18 protein-coding genes are annotated in these 21372 nt (G+C 73.2%); all 18 read right to left on the bottom strand.

Features of this window, described 5'->3' with window-relative positions; genetic code table 11:
• Nucleotides 1–7: 7 nt before the first annotated feature.
• Complete coding sequence (gene atpA / locus KPL57_RS01380; RefSeq protein WP_226350074.1) at nucleotides 8–1645, bottom strand: F0F1 ATP synthase subunit alpha; 1638 nt, start codon at nucleotides 1643–1645, stop codon at nucleotides 8–10.
• 75 nt (nucleotides 1646–1720) lie between these two features.
• Nucleotides 1721–2551: a F0F1 ATP synthase subunit delta gene (locus KPL57_RS01375; RefSeq protein WP_226350073.1), complete on the bottom strand. Its 831-nt coding sequence runs from the start codon at nucleotides 2549–2551 to the stop codon at nucleotides 1721–1723.
• Nucleotides 2551–3099, bottom strand: a complete 549-nt coding sequence (locus KPL57_RS01370; protein WP_062397364.1) for a F0F1 ATP synthase subunit B — start codon at nucleotides 3097–3099, stop codon at nucleotides 2551–2553. Before KPL57_RS01370 ends, KPL57_RS01375 begins: the two co-directional genes overlap by 1 nt.
• A 63-nt stretch (nucleotides 3100–3162) precedes the next feature.
• Nucleotides 3163–3408 carry a F0F1 ATP synthase subunit C gene (locus tag KPL57_RS01365; protein ID WP_020621511.1) on the bottom strand — a complete coding sequence of 82 codons (246 nt, stop codon included), beginning with the start codon at nucleotides 3406–3408 and terminating at the stop codon, nucleotides 3163–3165.
• A gap of 124 nt (nucleotides 3409–3532) precedes the next feature.
• Entirely contained in the window at nucleotides 3533–4306 is a 774-nt protein-coding gene (gene atpB / locus KPL57_RS01360) for a F0F1 ATP synthase subunit A (protein ID WP_062397367.1), read from the bottom strand.
• 360 nt (nucleotides 4307–4666) lie between these two features.
• A complete protein-coding gene (locus KPL57_RS01355) occupies nucleotides 4667–5143 on the bottom strand; it encodes a hypothetical protein (protein ID WP_226350072.1) in 477 nt (158 codons plus the stop codon).
• A 292-nt stretch (nucleotides 5144–5435) separates the two neighbouring features.
• On the bottom strand, nucleotides 5436–7289 hold the full coding sequence (locus KPL57_RS69230; RefSeq protein WP_308252763.1) for an MraY family glycosyltransferase: 1854 nt from the start codon (nucleotides 7287–7289) through the stop codon (nucleotides 5436–5438).
• Nucleotides 7290–7327: 38 nt separating this feature from the next.
• On the bottom strand, nucleotides 7328–8611 hold the full coding sequence (gene glyA / locus KPL57_RS01345; RefSeq protein ID WP_226350071.1) for a serine hydroxymethyltransferase: 1284 nt from the start codon (nucleotides 8609–8611) through the stop codon (nucleotides 7328–7330).
• A gap of 75 nt (nucleotides 8612–8686) precedes the next feature.
• Nucleotides 8687–9349 (bottom strand): L-threonylcarbamoyladenylate synthase, encoded by a 663-nt coding sequence (locus KPL57_RS01340; RefSeq protein WP_226350070.1) that lies wholly within the window; start codon nucleotides 9347–9349, stop codon nucleotides 8687–8689.
• Between the two features lie 104 nt (nucleotides 9350–9453).
• Nucleotides 9454–10353 (bottom strand): peptide chain release factor N(5)-glutamine methyltransferase, encoded by a 900-nt coding sequence (prmC, locus tag KPL57_RS01335; RefSeq protein WP_226350069.1) that lies wholly within the window; start codon nucleotides 10351–10353, stop codon nucleotides 9454–9456.
• A 68-nt stretch (nucleotides 10354–10421) separates the two neighbouring features.
• The gene (prfA, locus tag KPL57_RS01330) at nucleotides 10422–11498 is read right to left on the bottom strand and encodes a peptide chain release factor 1 (RefSeq protein ID WP_226350068.1); all 1077 of its coding nucleotides are present in this window, start codon (nucleotides 11496–11498) and stop codon (nucleotides 10422–10424) included.
• A gap of 87 nt (nucleotides 11499–11585) precedes the next feature.
• Nucleotides 11586–11807 carry a 50S ribosomal protein L31 gene (gene rpmE, locus KPL57_RS01325; protein WP_062397374.1) on the bottom strand — a complete coding sequence of 74 codons (222 nt, stop codon included), beginning with the start codon at nucleotides 11805–11807 and terminating at the stop codon, nucleotides 11586–11588.
• A gap of 132 nt (nucleotides 11808–11939) precedes the next feature.
• Complete coding sequence (gene rho, locus KPL57_RS01320) at nucleotides 11940–14345, bottom strand: transcription termination factor Rho (RefSeq protein WP_374203649.1); 2406 nt, start codon at nucleotides 14343–14345, stop codon at nucleotides 11940–11942.
• Between the two features lie 325 nt (nucleotides 14346–14670).
• Nucleotides 14671–15573, bottom strand: coding sequence for a homoserine kinase (gene thrB / locus KPL57_RS01315; RefSeq protein WP_226350067.1), 903 nt, complete (start codon nucleotides 15571–15573; stop codon nucleotides 14671–14673).
• Entirely contained in the window at nucleotides 15573–16589 is a 1017-nt protein-coding gene (gene thrC, locus KPL57_RS01310; protein ID WP_255656744.1) for a threonine synthase, read from the bottom strand. The genes thrB and thrC overlap by 1 nt, the downstream gene beginning before the upstream one ends.
• A gap of 164 nt (nucleotides 16590–16753) precedes the next feature.
• Nucleotides 16754–18133, bottom strand: coding sequence for a homoserine dehydrogenase (locus tag KPL57_RS01305; RefSeq protein WP_226350065.1), 1380 nt, complete (start codon nucleotides 18131–18133; stop codon nucleotides 16754–16756).
• A 99-nt stretch (nucleotides 18134–18232) separates the two neighbouring features.
• Complete coding sequence (gene lysA / locus KPL57_RS01300) at nucleotides 18233–19681, bottom strand: diaminopimelate decarboxylase (protein WP_226350064.1); 1449 nt, start codon at nucleotides 19679–19681, stop codon at nucleotides 18233–18235.
• 1 nt (nucleotide 19682) lies between these two features.
• A complete protein-coding gene (gene argS / locus KPL57_RS01295) occupies nucleotides 19683–21332 on the bottom strand; it encodes an arginine--tRNA ligase (RefSeq protein WP_226350626.1) in 1650 nt (549 codons plus the stop codon).
• Nucleotides 21333–21372: the final 40 nt, after the last annotated feature.

Here is a 21372-nt window from a genome sequence, read left to right as displayed (position 1 = left end):
ATCAGCCTCAGTTCTTCTTGACCGTGACGGTCTCCTGCTCGACATCGTCCTCGTCGAGGGCCTTCTCGGCCTTCTCCTTGGGGACGACCGAGGAACCGTCGGACGCGGTGAACTCGTTGCGCTTGAACTCGTCGACCGACTTGGTCAGCGTCTCGACGGCGTCGTCGGAGAGCTTCCCGGTGTCGGTGATCTCGTTCAGGGCGCCGGAGGCGTGGCGACGCGAGTACTCGCGGAACTCCGACTCGAAGCGCTGCACGTCGGCGACGGGCACCGAGTCGAGCTTGCCGGAGGTGCCCAGCCAGATCGAGACGACCTGGTCCTGCACCGAGACCGGCGCGTACTGCGCCTGCTTGAGCAGCTCGACCAGGCGCTCGCCACGGCCCAGAGCGGCGGCCGAGGCGGCGTCGAGGTCGGAACCGAAGGCGGCGAACGCCTCCAGCTCGCGGTACTGCGACAGGTCCAGACGCAGCGAGCCCGAGACCGTCTTCATGGCCTTGATCTGCGCCGAGCCACCGACCCGGGAGACCGAGATACCGACGTTGATCGCCGGCCGGACACCCTGGTTGAACAGGTCGGACTCGAGGAAGACCTGGCCGTCGGTGATCGAGATGACGTTGGTCGGGATGTAGGCCGACACGTCGTTCGCCTTGGTCTCGATGATCGGCAGACCGGTCATCGAGCCCGCGCCGAGCTCGTCCGAGAGCTTCGCGCAGCGCTCCAGCAGACGCGAGTGCAGGTAGAAGACGTCGCCCGGGTAGGCCTCACGGCCCGGCGGGCGGCGCAGCAGCAGCGAGATCGCGCGGTAGGCCTCGGCCTGCTTCGACAGGTCGTCGAACACGATCAGGACGTGCTTGCCCTGGTACATCCAGTGCTGGCCGATGGCCGAGCCGGTGTAGGGCGCGAGCCACTTGAAGCCGGCCGGGTCGGACGCGGGGGCCGCGACGATCGTCGTGTACTCCAGCGCACCGGCGTCCTCGAGGGACTGCCGGACACCGGCGATCGTGGAGCCCTTCTGGCCGATGGCGACGTAGATGCAGCGGACCTGCTTCGACGGGTCGCCCGACTCCCAGTTCTCCTTCTGGTTGATGATCGTGTCGACGCAGACCGCGGTCTTGCCGGTCTTGCGGTCGCCGATCACCAGCTGGCGCTGGCCGCGGCCGATCGGGGTCATGGCGTCGATGGCCTTGATCCCGGTCTGCAGCGGCTCGCCGACGGACTGGCGGTCCATCACGCCGGCCGCCTGGAGCTCGAGCACGCGGCGGGCGTCGCTCTCGACGTCGCCGAGGCCGTCGATCGGGTTGCCCAGCGGGTCGACGACCCGGCCCAGGTAGCCCTCGCCGACCGGCACGGACAGGACCTCGCCGGTGCGGGTGACCTGCTGGCCCTCCTCGAGGCCGGTGTAGTCGCCCAGGACGACCGCACCGATCTCGTTCTGCTCGAGGTTCAGCGCGACGCCGCGGACGCCGCCCTCGAACTCGAGCAGCTCGTTGGTCATGGCCGAGGGCAGACCCTCGACGTGGGCGATGCCGTCACCGGTGTCGGCGACGATCCCGACCTCACGGCGGGACGTGCCGCTCTCCAGCGACGAGACGTAGCTGGAGATCGCACTCCGGATCTCCTCGGAGGAGATCGTCAGCTCTGTCATGGCTGCGTCGTTCCTTCTCTCGAACGGGGTCTTCGGGTCGTTCCGCCGGGGTCCGGCGATCGCGTCCGAAGCAGGTCAGCTGGGCAGGGATCGGCGAGCTGCGGCGAGTCGACCCGCCACACTGCCGTCGATGACCTCGCCGCCGACCTGCACGACCAGGCCTCCGAGGAGGCTCCGGTCGAGCTCGACCTGCAGGGAGATCGTGCGGCCGTACATACGGCCCAGGGTCTCGGCGAGCTTGGTCTCCTGCTCGGAGGAGAGCTCGACGGGTGTGCGCACCTTGGCGACCGAGCGGTCCCGGCGGGCCGCCGCGAGCTCGGCGAGCTCCTCGGCGACGACGTCGAGGTGCCGGCTGCGGGGCAGCCGGACCGCTTCGCGGAGCAGCGTCGCCGTCACCGGGTAGACCTTCTCGCCGAGCACCGAGTCCAGGAGCTGGACGCGACCCTCGACGGGCCGGGCGCCGTCGCCGAGCAGGCTCGCCAGCTGCGGCTCGCGGGCCACGATCCGGCCGAACCGGAACAGCTGGTCCTCGACCTCGTCGAGGGAGCCGTTGCGGTCCGCGATCGCGATGGCCGTGCGGCGGGCCAGGCCCTCCGCGCCGGTGACGATGTCGCGGGCCTTCGACCAGCGCTTGCGCGCCAGCTCGGAGACGAGGTCCACGGTCGGCTGCGAGAGCTGGGACCCGAACAGCCGGCGGACGAGGTCCGCGCGGGCGTCCTCGGGGGAGGACGCGTCGGCCAGCAGGCGCCGGACGGAGCGCTCGGAGTCCAGGAACCGGGCCACCGCGAACAGCTCGTCCGCGGTCGTGGTCAGGTCCCGGGCCGACGCGGAGTCGGTCCAGGAGTCCAGCCGCTCGGTCAGCGCCGCGAGGGACTCACGGCTGGCGGGCTGCAGGACAGCCGCCATCAGTTCGCCCCGCTCCGCTGGGCCACGCCCTGCTGGTCGAGCTCACCGAGGAACGAGTCGATCGTCGCGGAGCGACGCGAGTCGTCGGCCAGCTGCTCGCGCAGCAGGCGCTCGGCCAGCTGGACCGACAGGCCCCCGACCTCGTTGCGCAGAGCACGCTGGGCGGCGTCGCGCGACGCGGCCACCTGCTCCTCGCCACGGGCCTTGATGCGCGCGGCCTCGGCCTCGGCCTCCTCGCGGAGCTCGGCCTTGATCTGCTGGCCCTCGGCCCGGGCGTCGTCGCGGATGCGCGCCGCCTCGGCCCGGAGGCCGGCGAGCTGCTCCTCGTACTCCTTCTTCAGCCGGTCCGCCTGCTCCTGGGTCTCCTGAGCACGCTTGAGGCCGCCCTCGATCGCGTCGGTCCGCTCCTCGTAGAGCGTCTCGAAGCGCGGGACCGCGAACTTCCAGAGCAGGAACAGCAGGATCGCGAACGCGACCACACCGAGCACGAGCTCATCGAGGTGCGGGAGAATCGGAAGCGGCTGTTCGGCGGCGAGAATCAGTTCCACCGTGTGTCCTTCCCTGACATGGCCGCCGGTACCGGGACCGGCATGAGAGTGATCTGCCGGCTCTTACTGCGCGATGAAGAAGAGCACCAGGCCGATCAGCATGACCAGCTCGGCGAGGACGAAGGTGGTCCAGCCGATACCCATCAGCTGGCCGCGGGCCTCCGGCTGGCGGGCGGTGCCGCTGATGACGGCCGACCAGATCAGGCCGACGCCGATACCGGCGCCGATGGCCGAGGCGCCGAACCCGATGGCCGCGAGGCCCGGGTTGATGTTGGCGGCTTCCTGGGCCAGAACCTGGGTGACGTTCACTTCGGGTTTCCTTCCGTCGGGTCCGCAGGATGCGGGTCGTTCGGTGTATCGGCCCGGACGGGCCGGCGGATGAAGCAGGTGGTGCGAGCGCGGTGCCGGCGGCACCGGGGTCTCGGTGGTGCTGTCAGTGGTCCTCGGAGATCGCCGCGCCGATGAACACGGCGGCGAGCAGGGCGAAGACGTAGGCCTGGATGACCTGGACCAGCGCCTCCAGGAACGTGAACGCGATCCCGGCGGCGAACACCACCGGGGACGCGATGACGAGCGCGGAGCCCGCCGACACCAGGAACGCCGCACCCACGGCGGTCAGGGCGAGGATGAGGTGGCCTGCGAACATCGCGGCGAACACACGCAGTGCCAGCGAGAGCGGCTGCACCAGGAACTTCTGCAGCAGCTCGATCACGATGATCAGCGGCGCGATGAAGACCGGGACGCCCGGCGGCAGCGCGGCGTGCTTGATGTAGCCGAAGAACCCGTGCTTCTTGAACCCGGCGTAGTGGTAGAAGACGTAGACGAACAACGCCAGCGCGATGGGGAACCCGATCCGCGACAGCGTCGGGAACTGGATCACCGGGATGATCGCGAAGATGTTGTTGACCAGGATGAAGCTGAACAGGCCGAGGATCAGCGGGATGTACCGCTTGAAGTCCTCGGAGCCGATCTGGTCACGCGCCATCGTGTTGCGCGGGATGTTGTAGAAGGACTCCAGTCCGAACTGGAATCGGCTCGGGACGATGGACAGCTTGCGCGTGCCCAGCGTGAAGACGGCCGCGACGATGATCAGCGACAGGACCGCCAGCACCATCGGCTTGGTGACGGCGCCGAAGATCGGCGGGTACTCGAACAGACCTGCGCCGGGCGGAGTGAACTCCTCGGCCGCCAGTACCAACGTGCCCAATGGGGGTCCTTCCGGTGCTCCCGTTCCGCATCCACGCGGAACGGGGGATCGCCTGCAAGGTGCCTCGTGGCGCGATGTGTTTCCGGGCGGCCGGGTCGAAACACCGGAAGTCACCCACATCGCCTACGTGGCGGATGCTATCAGCCGTACTTCTACACGATGTCGGGGGCTCGTACGCACCTCACCTGCGCGTTCGTCCGACGAAACGATCTTGGTCGGGTCCGGCGCGTCGCGTCGGGTGATTCACCGTTAACTCCCCCGGCGGTCGCCGCCCGGTCATCCGCCCGACGCCCTCGACAGCCCCCGTGGAGGCCCGCGAGGGCACCGCAGGAACGGACGAAACGGTCGTCGAACCCCAGGTCAGGCATCTGTGGACCCCGGATCGGTGCCGATCAGGATCTGGAGCTTCTGCCCCGCCCAGGCCTCCGCCGCCGTCGTCGTGATGAAGACGACGAGCATGGTGACGGCCAGTGACATGCGGTGCAGGCCCGCCGCCCCCCCGAGGGTGAACAGGGCGAGCAGGAGGATGATGGCCTTCATCGCGAGGCCGCCGAATGCGGCCAGCATCACAGCGCCCGGCTCGAGATGGGTCGTACGCAGCATCAGCACCGGCGTGAGCAGGGCCGAGCCGGTGGCCAGCAGGCCACCGAGGGCCGCGGCGGACAGGCCCGGGACCCCGGCCGCGACGACCCCGCCGACGGCGCAGACCACCGTGGTGGCCACACCGACCAGGGCGGCGCCGCGGGCCATCGACCCCGACAGCCGCCGCACGACCTGCGCCTGACCGAGCGCGGGACCGTCGTACTCCACGGTCCCCCAGCGGTCCCATCGCCACACGGTGCGTCCGCCTCCCGGCTCACCGGCCGCCCCACCAGCGGGTACGGCTCCGCGCACACGGTAACCGGCGGGTCCGGCACCCCGACCGGCGCCGTCCCCCGCGATGTCCCGTGCTGCCCGGCCCGCGTCGAGAAGTGCCTGAGCGCAGTCGGACCGCTGTCGAGCAGCACCCGGGTGCTTCTCGACGCGCTCGGCGGGCCCGGGACCGGGCGGCGTACGGGGCCGGACGGGGCCGGGCGGGGCCCGATCCGTGAGCGCGGACACCTCTCCCCAGGGCGAGGACCGGCGCAGGTCAGACGTCGCGGTCGCGGGCGGGGTGGTGCGCGGGGGTGGGGACGGTCGGCTGGTCCGGCCCCGACCCCGGCGTCGCGGCGGGGTGGGCGCGGTGACCGGTGCCGCGCGGGGGCTGCGGGCGGGGTGGGGTCGGCCCGGGGCCGGTCGGGTCCGGCGTCGGCGGTCCGGCGGCCGTGCCGCGTGGCATCCGCGGACGGGCGGCGACGGGCCGGGACGGGGGCGGCGGTGTGGCCGGCCCGGCATCGGCGGGCGTCGTCGGGCCGAGGTGCTCCGGCTCCCCGGTCGGGGTGCCCGCGAGCCGGGCGGGTCCGGGTCCGGCGGGCGCAGGTCCCGCAGCACCGGCGACCACCGGTCCCCCGGTGCCGGCGGGCGCGCGGCGCGTCCCGGTCCGCGACGGGCCACGCCCGCCGTTCGGCCGGTGCGCGCCCCGCGTCCACGGCGCAGGCCCACCGGATGCGTCCCGGCCCGGTGTGTCCCGCCGTGACGGATCCCGACCGGAGGTGTCCCCGCCCGGTACGACCCTGCCCGGCGCGGGCGCCGCCGCGGCGTGGCCCGGCGGTCCGGGACCGTCCACGACCGGACCGCCGGCGGACGGCCGGGCGGGGGGCGTCCCGCGCTCGGGCCCGGCGTCCGGGAGGTCGTCGGTCGAGGCGATCGCCGTCTCCCCCGCGGCGGCCGGTGCCGCGGAGGCGGTGCGCATCCGCGACCGGTGCGGCACGGCCGAGGCCACGAACGCCACGACCAGCGCGATCCCGGTCGCGGCGAGCACCAGGCCGGTGCGCGGGACCAGGGCGAGCGCGACCGCACCGAAGGCGATCACCGCGACCCACAGGTAGACCAGCAGCACCGCGCGCCGGTGGCTGTGCCCGACCTGGAGCAGGCGGTGGTGCAGGTGCATCTTGTCCGGGCTGAACGGGCTGGTCCCGGCCCGGGTCCGGCGCACGACCGCCATGAGCAGGTCCAGCGACGGGATGAACACGATGCCGACCAGCACGACCACCGGGGAGACCAGCGCCAGCAGATCCCCGGGCGAAGGGGTGTCCGACTGTGGGACGCGGCCGGACGCGCTCGTGATCGCGGCGGCCAGCATCACCCCGACCATCATCGAGCCGGTGTCGCCCATGAAGATCCGCGCGGGGTGGAAGTTGTGCGGCAGGAACCCCAGACAGGATCCCGCGAGCACCACCGCGAGCAGCGCGGGGACGAACGTGGCCGGATCATTGCCGTTCTCGCTGATCAGCCCGATGCAGAATACCGCGGTCGCGAGCGTCGTGATCAGCCCGATCCCCGCCGCGAGCCCGTCGAGCCCGTCGACGAAGTTCATCGCGTTGACCAGGACGACGGTGACCAGCACCGTCAGCAGCACCGACTGGCTCTGCCCGAGCGCCAGCACCGACCCGCTGAGGAACGAGTCGCCGCCGATCGGGATCCAGATCTGGAGCCACTGGACCCCGTAGAGGACCAGCAGCCCGGCCGCGGTGACCTGCGCGGCGAACTTGGTGAGGGCGTCGAGGTCGTAGCGGTCGTCGAGCATCCCGACGCCGACCAGCAACCCGGTCGCGACGACGACCCCGACGACCTCGGTGCTCTGCTCGAAGTAGGCCAGCCGCAGGGCCGGGAGCTGCAGCGACAGCAGCAGCCCGGCCAGCACCCCGCCGAACATCGCCAGGCCGCCCCACCGCGGGGTCGGGGTGACGTGCACGTCCCGTCCCCGCGGCCAGGCGACCGCGCCGACCTTCAGCGCCAGCATCCGGACCGGCCCGGTCAGCAGCAGCGTGACGACGGCGGCGACCAGCCCGACGAGCAGGAGCTCCCGGATGGGGAGTCCGTACGTGAACTGGTCAGTGGGCACGTCGCGAGCGCCTCTCCGCCTCCGCCGTGGGTCTCAGGTCACCCCCGAGGGTAGGCCGGTGCCTTCGAGACGAGCGCGGTGACCGCCTTCGCGACGTCGGCGAGCTCGGCGTCGCCGGCCGTGGTGTCGTGCTCGGCCTTGACCGCGCGGGCCAGCAGGGCGCCGACCTCGGCCATGTCGGCCTCGGTCATCCCCTGCGTGGTGACGCTGGGCGAGCCGACCCGGATGCCGGACGGCTTCATCGGCGGCGCCGGGTCGTAGGGGATCGCGTTCTTGTTCAGCGTGATGCCGGCGCGGTCGCAGCGGGTCTCCGCCTCCGAGCCGGTGACGCCGATCGGACGCAGGTCCAGCAGCGCGAGGTGGTTGTCGGTGCCGCCGGAGACGGCGCGCATGCCCTCGGACTCCAGGCTCTTGGTCAGCGCCTGGGCGTTCGCGATGACCTGGCGGGCGTAGGCCTGGTACTCCGGCTGCGCCGCCTCCTTCATCGCGACGGCCTTCGCGGCGACCGCGTGCATCAGCGGGCCACCCTGGGAGAACGGGAAGACGGCCTTGTCGATGGCCTTCGCGTGCTCCTCGCGGCACAGCACCATGCCGCCGCGCGGGCCGCGCAGGACCTTGTGCGTGGTGGCGGTGACGACGTCGGCGTAGGGCACCGGCGACGGGATCGCCTTGCCGGCGACCAGGCCGATGAAGTGCGCGGCGTCGACCATGAGCTTGGCGCCGACCTCGTCGGCGATCTCGCGGAACACCGCGAAGTCGATCAGGCGCGGGTACGCGGTCGCACCGGCGATGATGATCTTCGGCTGGTGCTGCTTGGCCAGGTCGCGGACCTGGTCGTAGTCGATGACCTCGGTGTCCTCGCGGACGGTGTAGGACACCGCGTCGAACCACAGGCCGGAGAAGTTGACCTTGCTGCCGTGCGTGAGGTGGCCGCCCTGCTTGAGGTCCATGGCCAGCACGGTGTCGCCGGGCTTGGCGAACGCCGCGTAGGCGGCGAGGTTCGCGCTCGCACCGGAGTGCGGCTGGAGGTTGACGTGCTCGGCGCCGAAGAGCTCCTTGGTCCGCGCGTTGCCGATGTTCTCGGCGACGTCGACGACGCCGCAGCCGCCGTAGTAGCGGCGGCCGGGGTAGCCCTCGGCGTACTTGTTCGACAGCGTCGACCCGAGCGCGGCCAGCACCGCGGGGCTGGTCAGGTTCTCACTCGCGATGAGCTGCAGTCCGCCGCGCAGGCGCTCGAGCTCGTCCAGCACGACGCCCGCGATCTCGGGATCCTGCTGCTGCAGTGCGTGGAAGTCCGGTCCCCAGAAGGTCTGCTCGCTCACGCCGGGACACGCTACCCGCTGCCATCCCCGCAGGACGGGGCCGTGCAGGCGTGATCACACCCGCGGGTGGCCCGCTCAGACCCGGTCGATCTCCTGGCCGACGACCTCCTCGACCTGTTCGGCGGTCACCCCGCCCTCGCGCAGCATGCGCGGCCGGGCGCCGGTGAGGTCGACGATCGTGGACGCGACCGGGTCACCGGACGGGCCGCCGTCGAGGTAGACCTGCACGCTCGAGGCCAGCTGGGTGATCGCCTCGGTCACGTTCGACGCCGGCGGGTTGCCCGAGGTGTTCGCGCTCGACACCGCCATCGGCCCGACCTCGCGCAGCAGCTCCAGCGCGACCGGGTGCAGCGGCATGCGCAGCATCACCGTCCCGCGGGTGCTGCCCAGGTCCCAGGCCAGCGACGGCGCGTGCTCCAGCACCAGCGACACCTCGCCCGGCCAGAACGCCTCGATCAGCGCCCGGGCGGACTGCGGGACCGTGGAGACGAGGCCGTCGATGGTGGTCCAGGAGCCGACGAGCACGCCGACCGGCATGTCCGGGCCGCGCCGCTTGGCGGCCAGCAGCGCGCGCACGGCGGTGCCGTTGAACGCGTCGCAGCCGATGCCGTAGACGGTGTCGGTGGGCAGGACGACCAGCTCCCCCGCCCGGACGGCGCGCGCGGCGGCGGTCAGGCCGCGTGTGCGCTCGGCGGGGACGCTGCAGTCGAACAGCGGCTGGGTCTGCGGTGCACTCACGATCCGCGAGGATACGACCGCGCCGCGCGGGGGTGCGGGGCGGCTCACATCCGCGGCACCGGCGGGGCGTCCGGACGACCGCTCCCCGCCGGGTGGGACGGGCGTCAGGGGCAGGGGACGCGGCGGGCGGTGACGAAGCGCGGGCGGCCGGTGAGGTCGTCGTGCTCGGTGACCTCACCCAGCGTGCGACGGCGGCGCAGCAGCGCCGGGACCGTCTCGCCGTGGGTGTCGTCGTGCTCGATCGCGAGGTGTCCGCCGTGCCGCAGCCATCCGCTGGCCCCGCGCACGACGGCCTGGATGATCTGGGTGCCGTCGGGGCCGCCGAACACGGCGCCGGGCGGGTCCCAGCGCTCCACCTCGGGCGGCACCGGCGTCCCGTCCGGGACGTAGGGCGGGTTGCAGACGACCAGGTCGACCGCGCCCTCCAGCTCGATGAGCAGGTCGGTCCACCGGACGTCGGCGACGTGCAGGGTCACCGGGCGCCCGCCCGCGGCCACGTGCGCGTCGAGGTTGCGCCGGGTCCAGGACAGCGCCGACGGGTCGGCCTCGAGGGCGTGCACCTCGGCGTCGGGCCGGGACACCGCGAAGGCCAGCGCGAGCGCGCCGGAGCCGGTGCAGAGGTCGAGCACCCGGGGGCGGGACACGTCGCGGATCGCGGCGAGGCCCCACTCCAGCAGCAGCTCGGTCTCCGGGCGCGGGGTGAACACCCCCGGTCCGACGGCGACCTCGACCGGGCCGAGCACCGCGGTGCCGAGGATGTGCTGCAACGGTTCCCGGGTGGCACGGCGGGCCACGAGGGCCTGCAGCCGTTCGACGACCGGCGGGTCCACCAGCGGGGTCATCAGCAGCGTGGACCGCGAGGAGCCGAGCACGTGCGCAGCGAGCAGCTCGGCGTCGACGCGCGGGGACGCGACGCCGGCGGCCGCCAGGGTGCGCTCGGCCTCCGCGATCGCCACCCGGAGCGGCAGCCGGCTGCCGACCGCCGGGGTCGTCGTCTCGGTCACGCCTCCAGTGTCGCGGCTGCGGGGCTCGGGGACACCCCACGTGACCGGTGCATCACCTGAGCGGGGGATCACTCCTGCTCCTGCTCCCCCGCCATGGCCTCGGCGCGCTCGGCCGCGGTCAGGGCGGCGAGGACGTCGACGAGGTGGCCGTCGAGCACCGCGGACAGGTTGTAGGCCTTGAACCCGACGCGGTGGTCGGAGATCCGGTTCTCCGGGTAGTTGTAGGTACGGATCCGCTCGGAGCGGTCCACGGTGCGGACCTGCGAGCGGCGCTGCTCCGACGCCGCCTCGGCCGCCTCGGCCTCGGCCTTCGCCTGCAGCCGGACCCGCAGCACGTCCATCGCGCGGGCCTTGTTCTGCAGCTGGGAGCGCTCGTTCTGGCAGGTCACGACGATGCCGGTCGGCAGGTGCGTGATCCGCACGGCGGAGTCGGTGGTGTTGACGCTCTGCCCGCCGTGGCCCGAGGCCCGGTAGACGTCGACCCGGATGTCGGCGTCGTGGATCTCGACGTCGGGGGTGTCGTCGGCGTCGGGGAAGACCAGGACGCCGGCCGCGGAGGTGTGGATGCGGCCCTGCGACTCGGTCACCGGGACGCGCTGCACGCGGTGCACGCCGCCCTCGAACTTCAGCGCGGCCCACACCCCGTCCACCGGGTCCTTGCTGCGCAGCGACAGCGTGATGTCCTTGTACCCGCCCAGGTCGGACGGGGTGGCGCCGAGGACCTCGACCTTCCAGCCGCGGCTCTCGGCGTAGCGGCTGTACATGCGCACGAGGTCGCCGGCGAACAGCGCGGACTCCTCGCCCCCCTCGCCGGACTTGACCTCCATCAGGACGTCGTCGCCGTCGTGCGGGTCGCGCGGGCGCAGCAGCTCGGTCAGCTCGGTCTCGAGCTCGACGATGCGGGTGTCCAGGGCGTCCGCCTCGGCGGCGAAGGCGCGGTCCTCGGCGGCGAGCTCACGGGCGGCGTCGCGGTCCTCGCGGACCTGGGCGAGCTCACGGGCGCAGCGCACGACCGGGCCGAGCTCGGCGTAGCGACGGCCCAGCTTGCGGGCCTGCGCCTGGTCGGAGAGGACGTCGGGGTCGGCGAGGCGCTGCTCCAGCTCGGCGTGCTCGTCGAGCAGGGCGTCGACCGACTGCGTGCTCATCCGGATTCCTTCGAGGCGCTGGGGCGGGAACGCGAAACGGCGCCCGCCTCCTCGCGTGCGGCGAGGCGACGGGCGCCGTGTCGGGAGCTACTTGGCGGCGCGCTCGCGCTTCCCGTAGCGGGCCTCGAAGCGGGCCACGCGGCCACCGGAGTCCAGGATCTTCTGCTTGCCGGTGTAGAACGGGTGGCAGGCGGAGCAGACCTCGACGCTGATGGCGCCGCTGTTCTTGGTGCTGCGGGTGGTGAACTGGTTGCCGCAACCGCAGGTGACCTGGGTGTCGACGTACTGAGGGTGGATTCCCTCGCGCATGGCTCTCTCCTCATCGTTGGCCGCCGGGTCCCTGGTACGACCAGGGTGAACCGGTGCCGGGAAGCTGACGGTCCATTCAACCATCCGGGCCCCGGCGGAATTCCCACCGGGGCCCGGACGGCACGGCTCGGACTAGTCCTCGTCCTTGCCGGGGGTGTTCTTGGCGACCTGCATCAGGAACTCGATGTTGGTCTTGGTCTTCTTGAGCCGGCTGAGCACCAGGTCGAGCGCCTGCTGGTCGTCGAGCGCGGCGAGGACGCGGCGGAGCTTCACCATCACCGCGTGCTCGTCGGGCGACATCAGGAGCTCCTCCTTGCGGGTGCTCGAGTCGCCGACGTCGATGGCCGGGAAGATCCGCTTGTCGGCGATCTTCCGGTCCAGCTTGAGCTCGGCGTTGCCGGTGCCCTTGAACTCCTCGAAGATCACCGTGTCCATCGTGGACCCGGTCTCGACCAGCGCGGTCGCGAAGATGGTGAGCGAGCCACCGTCCTCGATGTTGCGCGCGGCGCCGAGGAAGCGCTTCGGCGGGTACAGCGCCGTGGAGTCGACACCACCGGACAGGATCCGGCCCGACGCGGGCGCGGCCAGGTTGTAGGCGCGGCCGAGGCGGGTGATGTTGTCCAGCAGGACGACGACGTCGTGCCCCATCTCGACCAGGCGCTTGGCCCGCTCGATGGACAGCTCGGCGACGGCGGTGTGGTCCGCCGGCGGGCGGTCGAAGGTCGAGGCGATGACCTCGCCCTTCACCGACCGCTGCATGTCGGTGACCTCCTCGGGCCGCTCGTCGACGAGGACGACCATCAGGTGGCACTCGGGGTTGTTCGTGGTGATCGCGTTCGCGATGTTCTGCATGATCGTCGTCTTGCCCGCCTTGGGCGGGGAGACGATCAGCGCACGCTGCCCCTTGCCGACCGGCATGATCAGGTCGATCACACGGGTGGTCAGCTGCGACGGGTCGGTCTCCAGGCGGAGCCGCTCGTTGGGGTAGAGCGGGGTCAGCTTGGTGAACTCGGGCCGGTTGCGCGCGGCCTCCGGGTCCCGCCCGTTGATCGAGTCGACGCGCACCAGCGGGTTGAACTTCTGCCGCTGCTGCTCGCCCTCGCGGGGCTGGCGGACGGCGCCGGTGATGGCGTCGCCGCGCCGCAGGCCGTTCTTGCGGACCATCGACATCGACACGTAGACGTCGGTGGGGCCGGACAGGTAGCCGGTGGTCCGGACGAACGCGTAGTTGTCGAGGATGTCCACGATGCCGGCGACCGGCAGCAGGACGTCGTCGTCGCGGATCTCGGTGTCCACGCCACCGCCGGCGGCGCCGCCACCGGTGCGCTCGCGGTCCCGGCCGCGACGGCGGTCGCGGAACCGGCGGCCGCGGCGGCCGCGGCCGTCACCGTCGTCGCCGTCGTCGTCGCGGAAGTCGTTCCGGTCGGCACCGCGGTCGTTGTTCCGGTCGTTGACGCGGTCGGCGTTGCGGTCGTTGTTCCGGTCGCCGTTGCGGTCGTTGTTCCGGTCACCGTTGCGCTCACCACGGTTGTCACCGCGGTCGCCGGTCCGGTCGTTGTTGCGGTTCCCGCGGTTGCCGCGGCCGGAGTCGTCGCCGTCGCGGTTGCGCCCGCCACGGCCGTTGTCTCCGTTGCCGCGACCGTTGTCGTCGCGACCCTCACCGGTGCGGTCGCCACCGTTGCGGTCGGCACCGCGCTCGGCGTTGCGGTCGGCCCCACGGCCGCGACGGCGGTCGCCGTCGGTGCCGGGGTCGTCGCCGTCGGCGTCGCGACGGGCGTCCTTCTGGCCCGCGTCCCGCTGGCCCGCGTCCGTGGCGGTGTCCTTCGGGGCGCCCTGGGGGGCGGTGTCCTTCTGGCCGTTGTCGTCGCCCTGCCCGCGGCGGCGGGTCCGGCCACGACGACCGGCGCCGTCGGCGTCCTCACGACGCTCCTCGGCCGGGGCCGGGGTGCTGTCGGCCTGCTCCGGCGCGCTCGCGGCGGGGGCGGCCTGCTCGGGCGCGGCGGCCGGGGCGCTCTCGGCGGCGGCCGGGGCCGCACCGTTGCCGGCGGAGGTGCCGGTGTCGCCGGTGGCGGCGTCGGTCACGGTGGCGTCGGGGGCGCCGGCCGGACGGGTCGCAGCACGGCGACGACGGGTGCGCGGCGCGGGGGCCTCGGCCTGCTCGGCGGCCTGTCCGCCCTGGTCACCGGCCTGCTCGGCGGGTGCCTGGGGGGCGGCCGGCGCGGCGGAGCCGTTGCCGGCGGGGGCCGCGGCGGTGTCGCCGAGGGCGAGCTGCGGCGCGTCCGCACCGTCGGAGCCGGTGGTGGCAGCGGGGTCCGCCTTCGCCTTCGGCTTCTTCGCGGGGGCCGCCGCCGCTCCGCCCTGACGCTCCTTGATGGCCGCGATCAGGTCGCCCTTTCGCATGCCGGAGATGTCCGGGACGTTCAGCTCGGTGGCCAGCTGGCGCAGCTCGGCCAGCACCATGCCGGACAGGCCGCCGCGTCGGCGGGGCGCCGCCTCGGCCGACGCGGTCCCGGTACCGGCGAGATCGGTCTCGCTCACAGAGTTCCTTCCTGACCGACCCGGTTACCTGTCCAGGTCAGGGGATGTCACACGCTCGGCCGATACGGAGACCCCGTATCGGCAGCATTCACAGATGGAGTCCCACGACGACGTCGCGGGAGTCAGGCCGCCCGTTCGGGATTCCGAGTCCAGTTCAGAAAGGAGATCGGGCGAGCGGGCCCGGCCGCAAGACTACGCCGATGTCGCGTGGATCGCCATGCACGGGCGAGACTAGTCCGTACACCCCGGGGCGGCAACAACCCCCCTCGGGCGACGCGCCGACACACGGGGTCGCGTACCTCACGTTCCCGGCGGGCACCGGTGCTCAGCGGACCTCGACCTGCACACCGGTGGTGTCGACCGGCAGCCGCTGCACCGCGAAACCGTCGGTGTCGACGCCGTCGGGCAGCGCGCCGTCGCCGGTCAGGGCCAGCACCGTCGGCCCGGCGCCGGAGATCGCGGCGGGTACGCCGTGCTCGCGCAGCGCCTCGACCAGCCGCAGCGACGACGGGTACGCCGGCCGCCGGTAGGGCTGGTGCAGCCGGTCCTCGGTGGCCGCCATGAGCAGGTCCGGCCGTCGGGTCATCGCCAGCACCGCCAGCGCGCAACGGCTGCCGGTGAACGCGGCGTCGGCCAGCGGGACCTGCTCGGGCAGCAGCCCGCGGGTGGTCTTGGTCGCGGACTCGAGGTCGGGCACGCAGGCGACCGGGTGCACGTCGGGGTGCACGTCCAGCTTCTCGGCGTGGAAGCGCCGGGCCGCGCCCGCCGTCTCCCAGGCGACCACGAACCCGCCGAGCAGGCTGGCCGCGGCGTTGTCGGCGTGGCCCTCCATCCCGGCCGAGAGCTGCAGCAGCGCGTCGCGCTCCAGCTCCGGGTCCCGCCCGGCCAGCACGGCCGCGGCCGTCACCCCGGCGACGGCCGCCCCCGCGGAGCTGCCGAGACCGCGCGAGTGCGGCACCGCGTTGAGGCAGCGCAGCCGCAGCCCCGCGGGTGCCCCGCCGAACGTCTCGAAGGCCAGGCGCATCGCCCGCAGGACCAGGTGCCGCTCGTCGCGGGGGACGTGCCGGCAGCCCTGGCCCGCGACGTCGACGAACAGCCCCGGCGTCTCGAAGGTCTCGACCTCGATCTCGTCGTAGAGCGCGAGGGCCATGCCGAGGGTGTCGAAGCCGGGGCCGAGGTTGGCCGTCGACCCCGGCACCCGCACCAGTACGCGCGTCGGGCGGCCCATCAGGCCAGCTCGAGCGCCGCGGCGACGGCACCGGGGTCGATCGGCACGATCTCCGGGTCCGGCGCGGTGAGCAGGGCGGTGTCGGGGTCCTTGAGGCCGTGTCCGGTCACCGTGCACACCACGAGCGAGCCGGTCGGCAGCGACCCGTCGGCGTGGCTCTGCAGCAGTCCGGCGACGCTGGAGGCCGACGCGGGCTCGACGAACACGCCCTCCTGCGCGGACAGCATCCGGTAGGCGGCGAGGATCTCGTCGTCGGTGACGGCGGCGAACTTCCCGTTCGACTCGTCGCGGGCGGTGGTCGCGCCCTTCCACGAGGCGGGGGCGCCGATCCGGATGGCGGTCGCGATCGTCTCGGGGTCGCTCACCGGTGCGCCGTGCACCAGCGGTGCGGCGCCGGCGGCCTGGAACCCGAACATCCGCGGCAGCGCGTCGATGATGCCGTCCGCGTGGTAGCCGCGGTAGCCGTGCCAGTAGGCGGTGATGTTGCCGGCGTTGCCGACCGGCAGGCAGTGCACGTCCGGGGCGCGGCCCAGCTGGTCGCAGATCTCGTAGGCGGCCGAGGCCTGCCCGGCGATCCGCGTCGGGTTCACCGAGTTGACCAGCGCGATCGCCGGGTAGTCGGCGGTGGTCTTGCGGGCCAGCTCCAGGCAGTCGTCGAAGTTGCCGTCGATCTGCAGGATCCGGGCGCCGTGCGCGACGGCCTGGGCGAGCTTGCCCAGCGCGATCTTCCCGGTCGGCACGAGCACCGCGCAGGTCATCCCGGCACGGGTGGCGTAGGCGGCCGCCGACGCGGAGGTGTTGCCGGTGGACGCGCACAGCACGCTGGACTTGCCGTCGGCGAGCGCGGCGGTGACCGCCATCGTCATGCCGCGGTCCTTGAACGAGCCGGTCGGGTTGGCGCCGTCGACCTTGAGGTAGACCTGGCAGCCGGTCAGCTCGGACAGCCGCGGGGCCGGGAGCAGCGGCGTACCGCCCTCCCCCAGCGTCACCACGGTCCAGTCCGGCTGCACCGGCATCCGGTCGCGGTAGGCCTCGATGACACCCGGCCACTGGCCGGGCGGCGGCGGCGCGACCGCACCGGCGACCTGGGTCACCGGACCGAAGGGACCGGACGCCGGCCCCCGGACTCCTCGCACGCTGCCCGTCACGACCGGTCCACTCCCTGATCCCCCACCTGTGGTCATTCGCCCATACCCAGTGCGCTCACCGCGCGGCCCAGTCCCTCGACCCGCAGCACCCCGGCGACGCCGAGCACGTGGTCGAGGTCCAGCAGCGCCGACACCGTGGCCGACAGCGCGGCCTCCGGCGCCGAGTGCGTGACGACCGTCAGCCGGGCCTGGCTGCGGTCCGAGCCGTCGGCCCGGTCCACCGAGCCGTTCACGCCGCCGGTCTGGCGGACCGCGGCGATCGAGACGCCGTGCCGGGCGAACTCGCTCGCGATGGCGGCGAGCACGCCCTCGCGGTCGGCCACCTCGAGGTCGACGTGGTAGCGCGTCGGCACCTCGCCGATCGGGCGCACCGGCAGGCTGGCGTAGGCCGACTCGCGCGGCCCGCGGCCGCCGCCGACCCGGTTGCGGGCCACCGCGACGAGGTCGCCGAGCACCGCGGAGGCGGTCGGCGCGCCGCCGGCGCCCTGGCCGTAGAACATCAGCTGGCCGGCGGCCTCGGCCTCGACGAACACCGCGTTGAACGCGCCGTCGACGCCCGCCAGCGGGTGCGAGTCGGGGACCATCGCCGGGTAGACGCGCGCCGAGACCGACTCGGTCCCGTCCGCGGCCACCACGCGCTCGCAGATGGCGAGCAGCTTGATCGTGCAGCCGAGCCTGCGGGCGGCGGCGACGTCGGCCGAGCTGACCTCGCGCATGCCCTCGCGGTGCACGTCGGAGGCGGTGAAGCGGGTGTGGAACGCCAGCGAGGCCAGGATCGCGGCCTTCGAGGCGGCGTCGTAGCCGTCGACGTCGGCACTCGGGTCGGCCTCGGCGTAGCCCAGCCGGGTCGCCTCCTCCAGCGCGTCGGCGTAAGAGGTCCCGCCCGACGACATGGCCGAGAGGATGAAGTTCGAGGTGCCGTTGACGATGCCGGCGACCCGGGTGATGCGGTCCCCGGCGAGGGACTCGCGCAGCGGGCGCAGCAGCGGGATGGCCCCGGCGACGGCGGCCTCGTAGTAGAGGTCGGCGCCGGAAGCGTCGGCGGCCTCGGCCAGCGTCGGGCCGTCCTCGGCGAGCAGCGCCTTGTTCGCCGTCACGACCGAGCGGCCGGATTTGAGCGCCTCCAGCAGCCAGCCGCGGACCGGCTCGATCCCGCCGATGACCTCGACGACGACGTCGACGTCGTCGCGGGTCACGAGCTCGCCGGCATCGGTGGTCACCAGGTCCGGGAAGTTCTCGGTCAGCCAGGGGTGCCGGTGCGGTCGCCGCACAGCGACCCCGGCCAGCTCGATGCGGGCTCCCACCCGCGCGGCCAGCTCGTCGGCCTGCTCGGTGATGAGCCGGACCACCTCGGTGCCGACGGTGCCGCAGCCCAGCAGTGCCACCCGGACGGCGCCGGTCTCGCTCGCCACGTGTCCTCCTCGCGTGCGCGCACCCCTCGGGCGCGCGCCGATCATTCCTGGTCGGACGGGTGCAGACAGGTCCGGGTGGCGGTTCTCACCCGGGTGCGCTCACACCTCGAAACGGAACTGGTCCTCCAGTGTCTCGCGTCGCAACAGGGTCCGGTCGACCCCGTCACGGACCGCGACGACAGCGGGGCGCGGCAGCCGGTTGTACCCCGACGCCATGGCGTAGCAGTAGGCCCCCGTCGCCGCGACGGCCAGCAGGTCGCCCGGCGCGAGATCGGCCGGCAGCCAGCAGTCGCGCACCACGATGTCACCCGACTCGCAGTGCTTGCCGACCACCCGGGACAGCACGGGGACGTCCCCGCCGGGGACCGAGTCGTGCCCGCTGGCGCGCGACACCAGCCGTACGTCGTACTCGGCGTCGTAGAGGGAGGTGCGGATGTTGTCGCTCATCCCGCCGTCGACGCTGACGTAGCGCCGGGAGTACCCGCCGAGCGGGACGTCCTTGACGGTGCCGACCTCGTAGACGGTGACGGTGCCCGGCCCGGCGATGGCCCGGCCCGGCTCGACGGCGATCGCCGGCACGTCCAGCCCGGAGGCCGCGCACTCGCGCTTGACGATCGCGCGCAGCTCCTCGGCCAGCGCCGGCATCGACAGCGGGGTGTCCCCCGGCCGGTAGGCGATGCCGATGCCGCCGCCGAGGTCCAGGGTGCGCAGCGCGGTCAGGTTCTCGCCGCCGTGCTCGGCGTGCAGGTCGGCGAGCACCTTGACCACGCGGCGGGCGGCCGCCTCGAAGCCCTCGGTCTCGAAGATCTGCGAGCCGATGTGGCTGTGCAGCCCGACCAGGCTCAGGTGGCTCGCGGCGAGCACGCGGCGCGCCGCCTCCAGCGCCGCGGAGTCCTTCGTGTCGGACCCGGCGATGGAGAACCCGAACTTCTGGTCCTCGTGCGCGGTGGCGATGTACTCGTGGGTGTGCGCCTCGACGCCGACGGTGAGCCGGATCAGCACCGGCGCGACGGTGTCCCGCGCGGCGGCGACGTCGGCGAGCCGGGCGATCTCGTCGAAGGAGTCGACGACGATCCCGCCGACCCCCGCCTCGACCGCGGCCTCCAGCTCGGCGAGGGACTTGTTGTTGCCGTGCAGCGCGATCCGCTCGGGCGGGAACTCCGCGCGCAGCGCCACGGCCAGCTCGCCGCCGGAGCACACGTCCAGCGAAAGGCCCTCCTGCGCGACCCAGCGGGCGATCTCGGTGCACAGGAACGCCTTCGCCGCGTAGTGCACGGCCTCGGCCCCGAACGCGGCGGCGAACTCGCTGCAGCGGCCGCGGAAGTCGTCCTCGTCGAGCACGAACAGCGGGGTGCCGTGGGTCGCGGCGAGGTCGCGGACGTCGGCCCCGGCCAGGCGCAGCGCGCCGTCCTCGCCGCGGGCGGCGTGCCGCGGCCAGACCGCGGGCGCCAGCTCGTCGAGCGCCGCGGCGCTCTCCGGGCGGGGCCCGGCCGACTCGGGCGCGGGGGTGAGGCCCGCGTGCATCGGGCCTGCGGGGTGTGCCCTCATGTCACATCCGTTCCGGGGCGTCGACGCCGAGCAGCGCCAGGCCGTTGGCGAGCACCGTGCGGGCGGCGACGCAGAGCGCGAGACGCGCGCGGTGCAGGTCGGAGACCTCCTCGTCGCCCTGGGGCAGGACGCGGCAGGAGTCGTAGAACTTGTGGTAGGCGCCGGCGAGCGACTCCAGGTAGCGGGCGACCCGGTGCGGCTCGCGCAGCTCGGCCGCGGTGCGCAGGATGTCGCCGAACTCGCCGAGGGTGCGGATCAGGTCGCCCTCGCGGGCGTGGTCCAGCAGGCCGTAGTCCTCGCCGGGGGTGATGCCGAGGTCCGCGGCGTTGCGGGCCAGCGAGGACAGCCGGGCGTGCGCGTACTGGACGTAGAACACCGGGTTCTCGCTGGTCCGGCTGGCCAGCAGGTCCAAGTCGATGTCCAGGCCGGAGTCCACCGACGAGCGGACGAGCGAGTACCGGGCGGCGTCGACGCCGACGGCCCCGACCAGGTCGTCCATCGTCACGACGGTGCCGGCGCGCTTGCTCATCCGGACCGGGGTGCCGTCCTTGACCAGGTTGACCAGCTGCCCGATCAGGACCTCGACGACGGCCGGGTCGTCGCCGAACGCGGCCGCGGCGGCCTTGAGCCGGGCGACGTAGCCGTGGTGGTCCGCGCCGAGCATGTAGATGCACAGGTCGAACCCGCGGGCCCGCTTGTCGCGCAGGTAGGCGATGTCGCCGGCGATGTAGGCGGGGCGGCCGTCGGACTTGATGACGACGCGGTCCTTGTCGTCGCCGTGGTCGGTCGAGCGCAGCCACCAGGCGCCGTCGGCCTCGTAGAGCGAGCCCTTCTCCTTCAGCGCGGCGACGGCGTTCTCCACCGCGCCCGAGTCGTGCAGCGACTGCTCGTGGAACCACACGTCGAACTCGACGCGGAACTCTCCCAGCTTCTGCTTGATCTCGGTGAACATGAAGCCGACGCCGACCCGGCGGAAGACCTCGTCGCGCTCGGTGTCGGGCAGCTCCAACGCGCCGGGCTCGGCCGCGACGACGCGCTGGGCGATCTCGGCGATGTAGTCCCCGCCGTAGCCGTTCTCCGGGGCGGGCTCGCCCTTCGCGGCCGCGACCAGGGAGCCGACGAACCGGTCGATCTGGGCGCCGGCGTCGTTGAAGTAGTACTCGCGGGTGACCTTCGCGCCGCGCGCGGACAGCACCCGGCCCAGCGCGTCGCCGACCGCGGCCCACCGGGTGCCGCCCAGGTGCAGCGGGCCGGTCGGGTTGGCGGAGACGAACTCCAGGTTGACGTTGCGCCCGGCCAGCTCGTCGCCGGTGCCGTAGCCCGTGCCCGCGGCGAGGACCTCCCCGACGATCGCGCCCTGGGCCTCGGCGGCCAGGCGCAGGTTGATGAACCCGGGCCCGGCGATCTCGGCGCTGGCGACGCCGTCGCGGGTCGCCAGCTCCTCGGCCAGCCAGGTGGCGAGCTCGCGCGGGTTCACGCCGGCCTTCTTGGCGGTGCGCAGCGCGATGTTGGTCGCGTAGTCGCCGTGGTCGGGGTTGCGGGGACGCTCGACCCCCGCATCGGCCGGCAGGGCGGAGACGTCCAGGTCGCGTCGGATCAGCACGTCCCGCGCGACGTCACGGACCAGGTCGGCGAGCACGTCGGGATTCACCACCCGGATTCTACGGAGGGACCCCCGGCACCCTCATGCA

It is taken from the genome of Pseudonocardia sp. ICBG601 (assembly GCF_020496245.1).
The sequence above is the reverse complement of the archived record's forward strand: the minus strand, read 5'-3'. Positions and strand labels throughout refer to the sequence as shown.

What these genes read in the sequence shown, in the direction of transcription:
- atpA (WP_226350074.1), bottom strand. Translation starts at nt 1,645, where the DNA reads ATGACAGAGCTGACGATCTCCTCCGAGGAGATCCGGAGTGCGATCTCC.
- KPL57_RS01375 (WP_226350073.1), bottom strand. Translation starts at nt 2,551, where the DNA reads ATGGCGGCTGTCCTGCAGCCCGCCAGCCGTGAGTCCCTCGCGGCGCTG.
- prfA (WP_226350068.1), bottom strand. Translation starts at nt 11,498, where the DNA reads ATGAGCACGCAGTCGGTCGACGCCCTGCTCGACGAGCACGCCGAGCTG.
- rpmE (WP_062397374.1), bottom strand. Translation starts at nt 11,807, where the DNA reads ATGCGCGAGGGAATCCACCCTCAGTACGTCGACACCCAGGTCACCTGC.
- thrB (WP_226350067.1), bottom strand. Translation starts at nt 15,573, where the DNA reads ATGGGCCGCCCGACGCGCGTACTGGTGCGGGTGCCGGGGTCGACGGCC.
- thrC (WP_255656744.1), bottom strand. Translation starts at nt 16,589, where the DNA reads ATGCCGGTGCAGCCGGACTGGACCGTGGTGACGCTGGGGGAGGGCGGT.
- lysA (WP_226350064.1), bottom strand. Translation starts at nt 19,681, where the DNA reads ATGAGGGCACACCCCGCAGGCCCGATGCACGCGGGCCTCACCCCCGCG.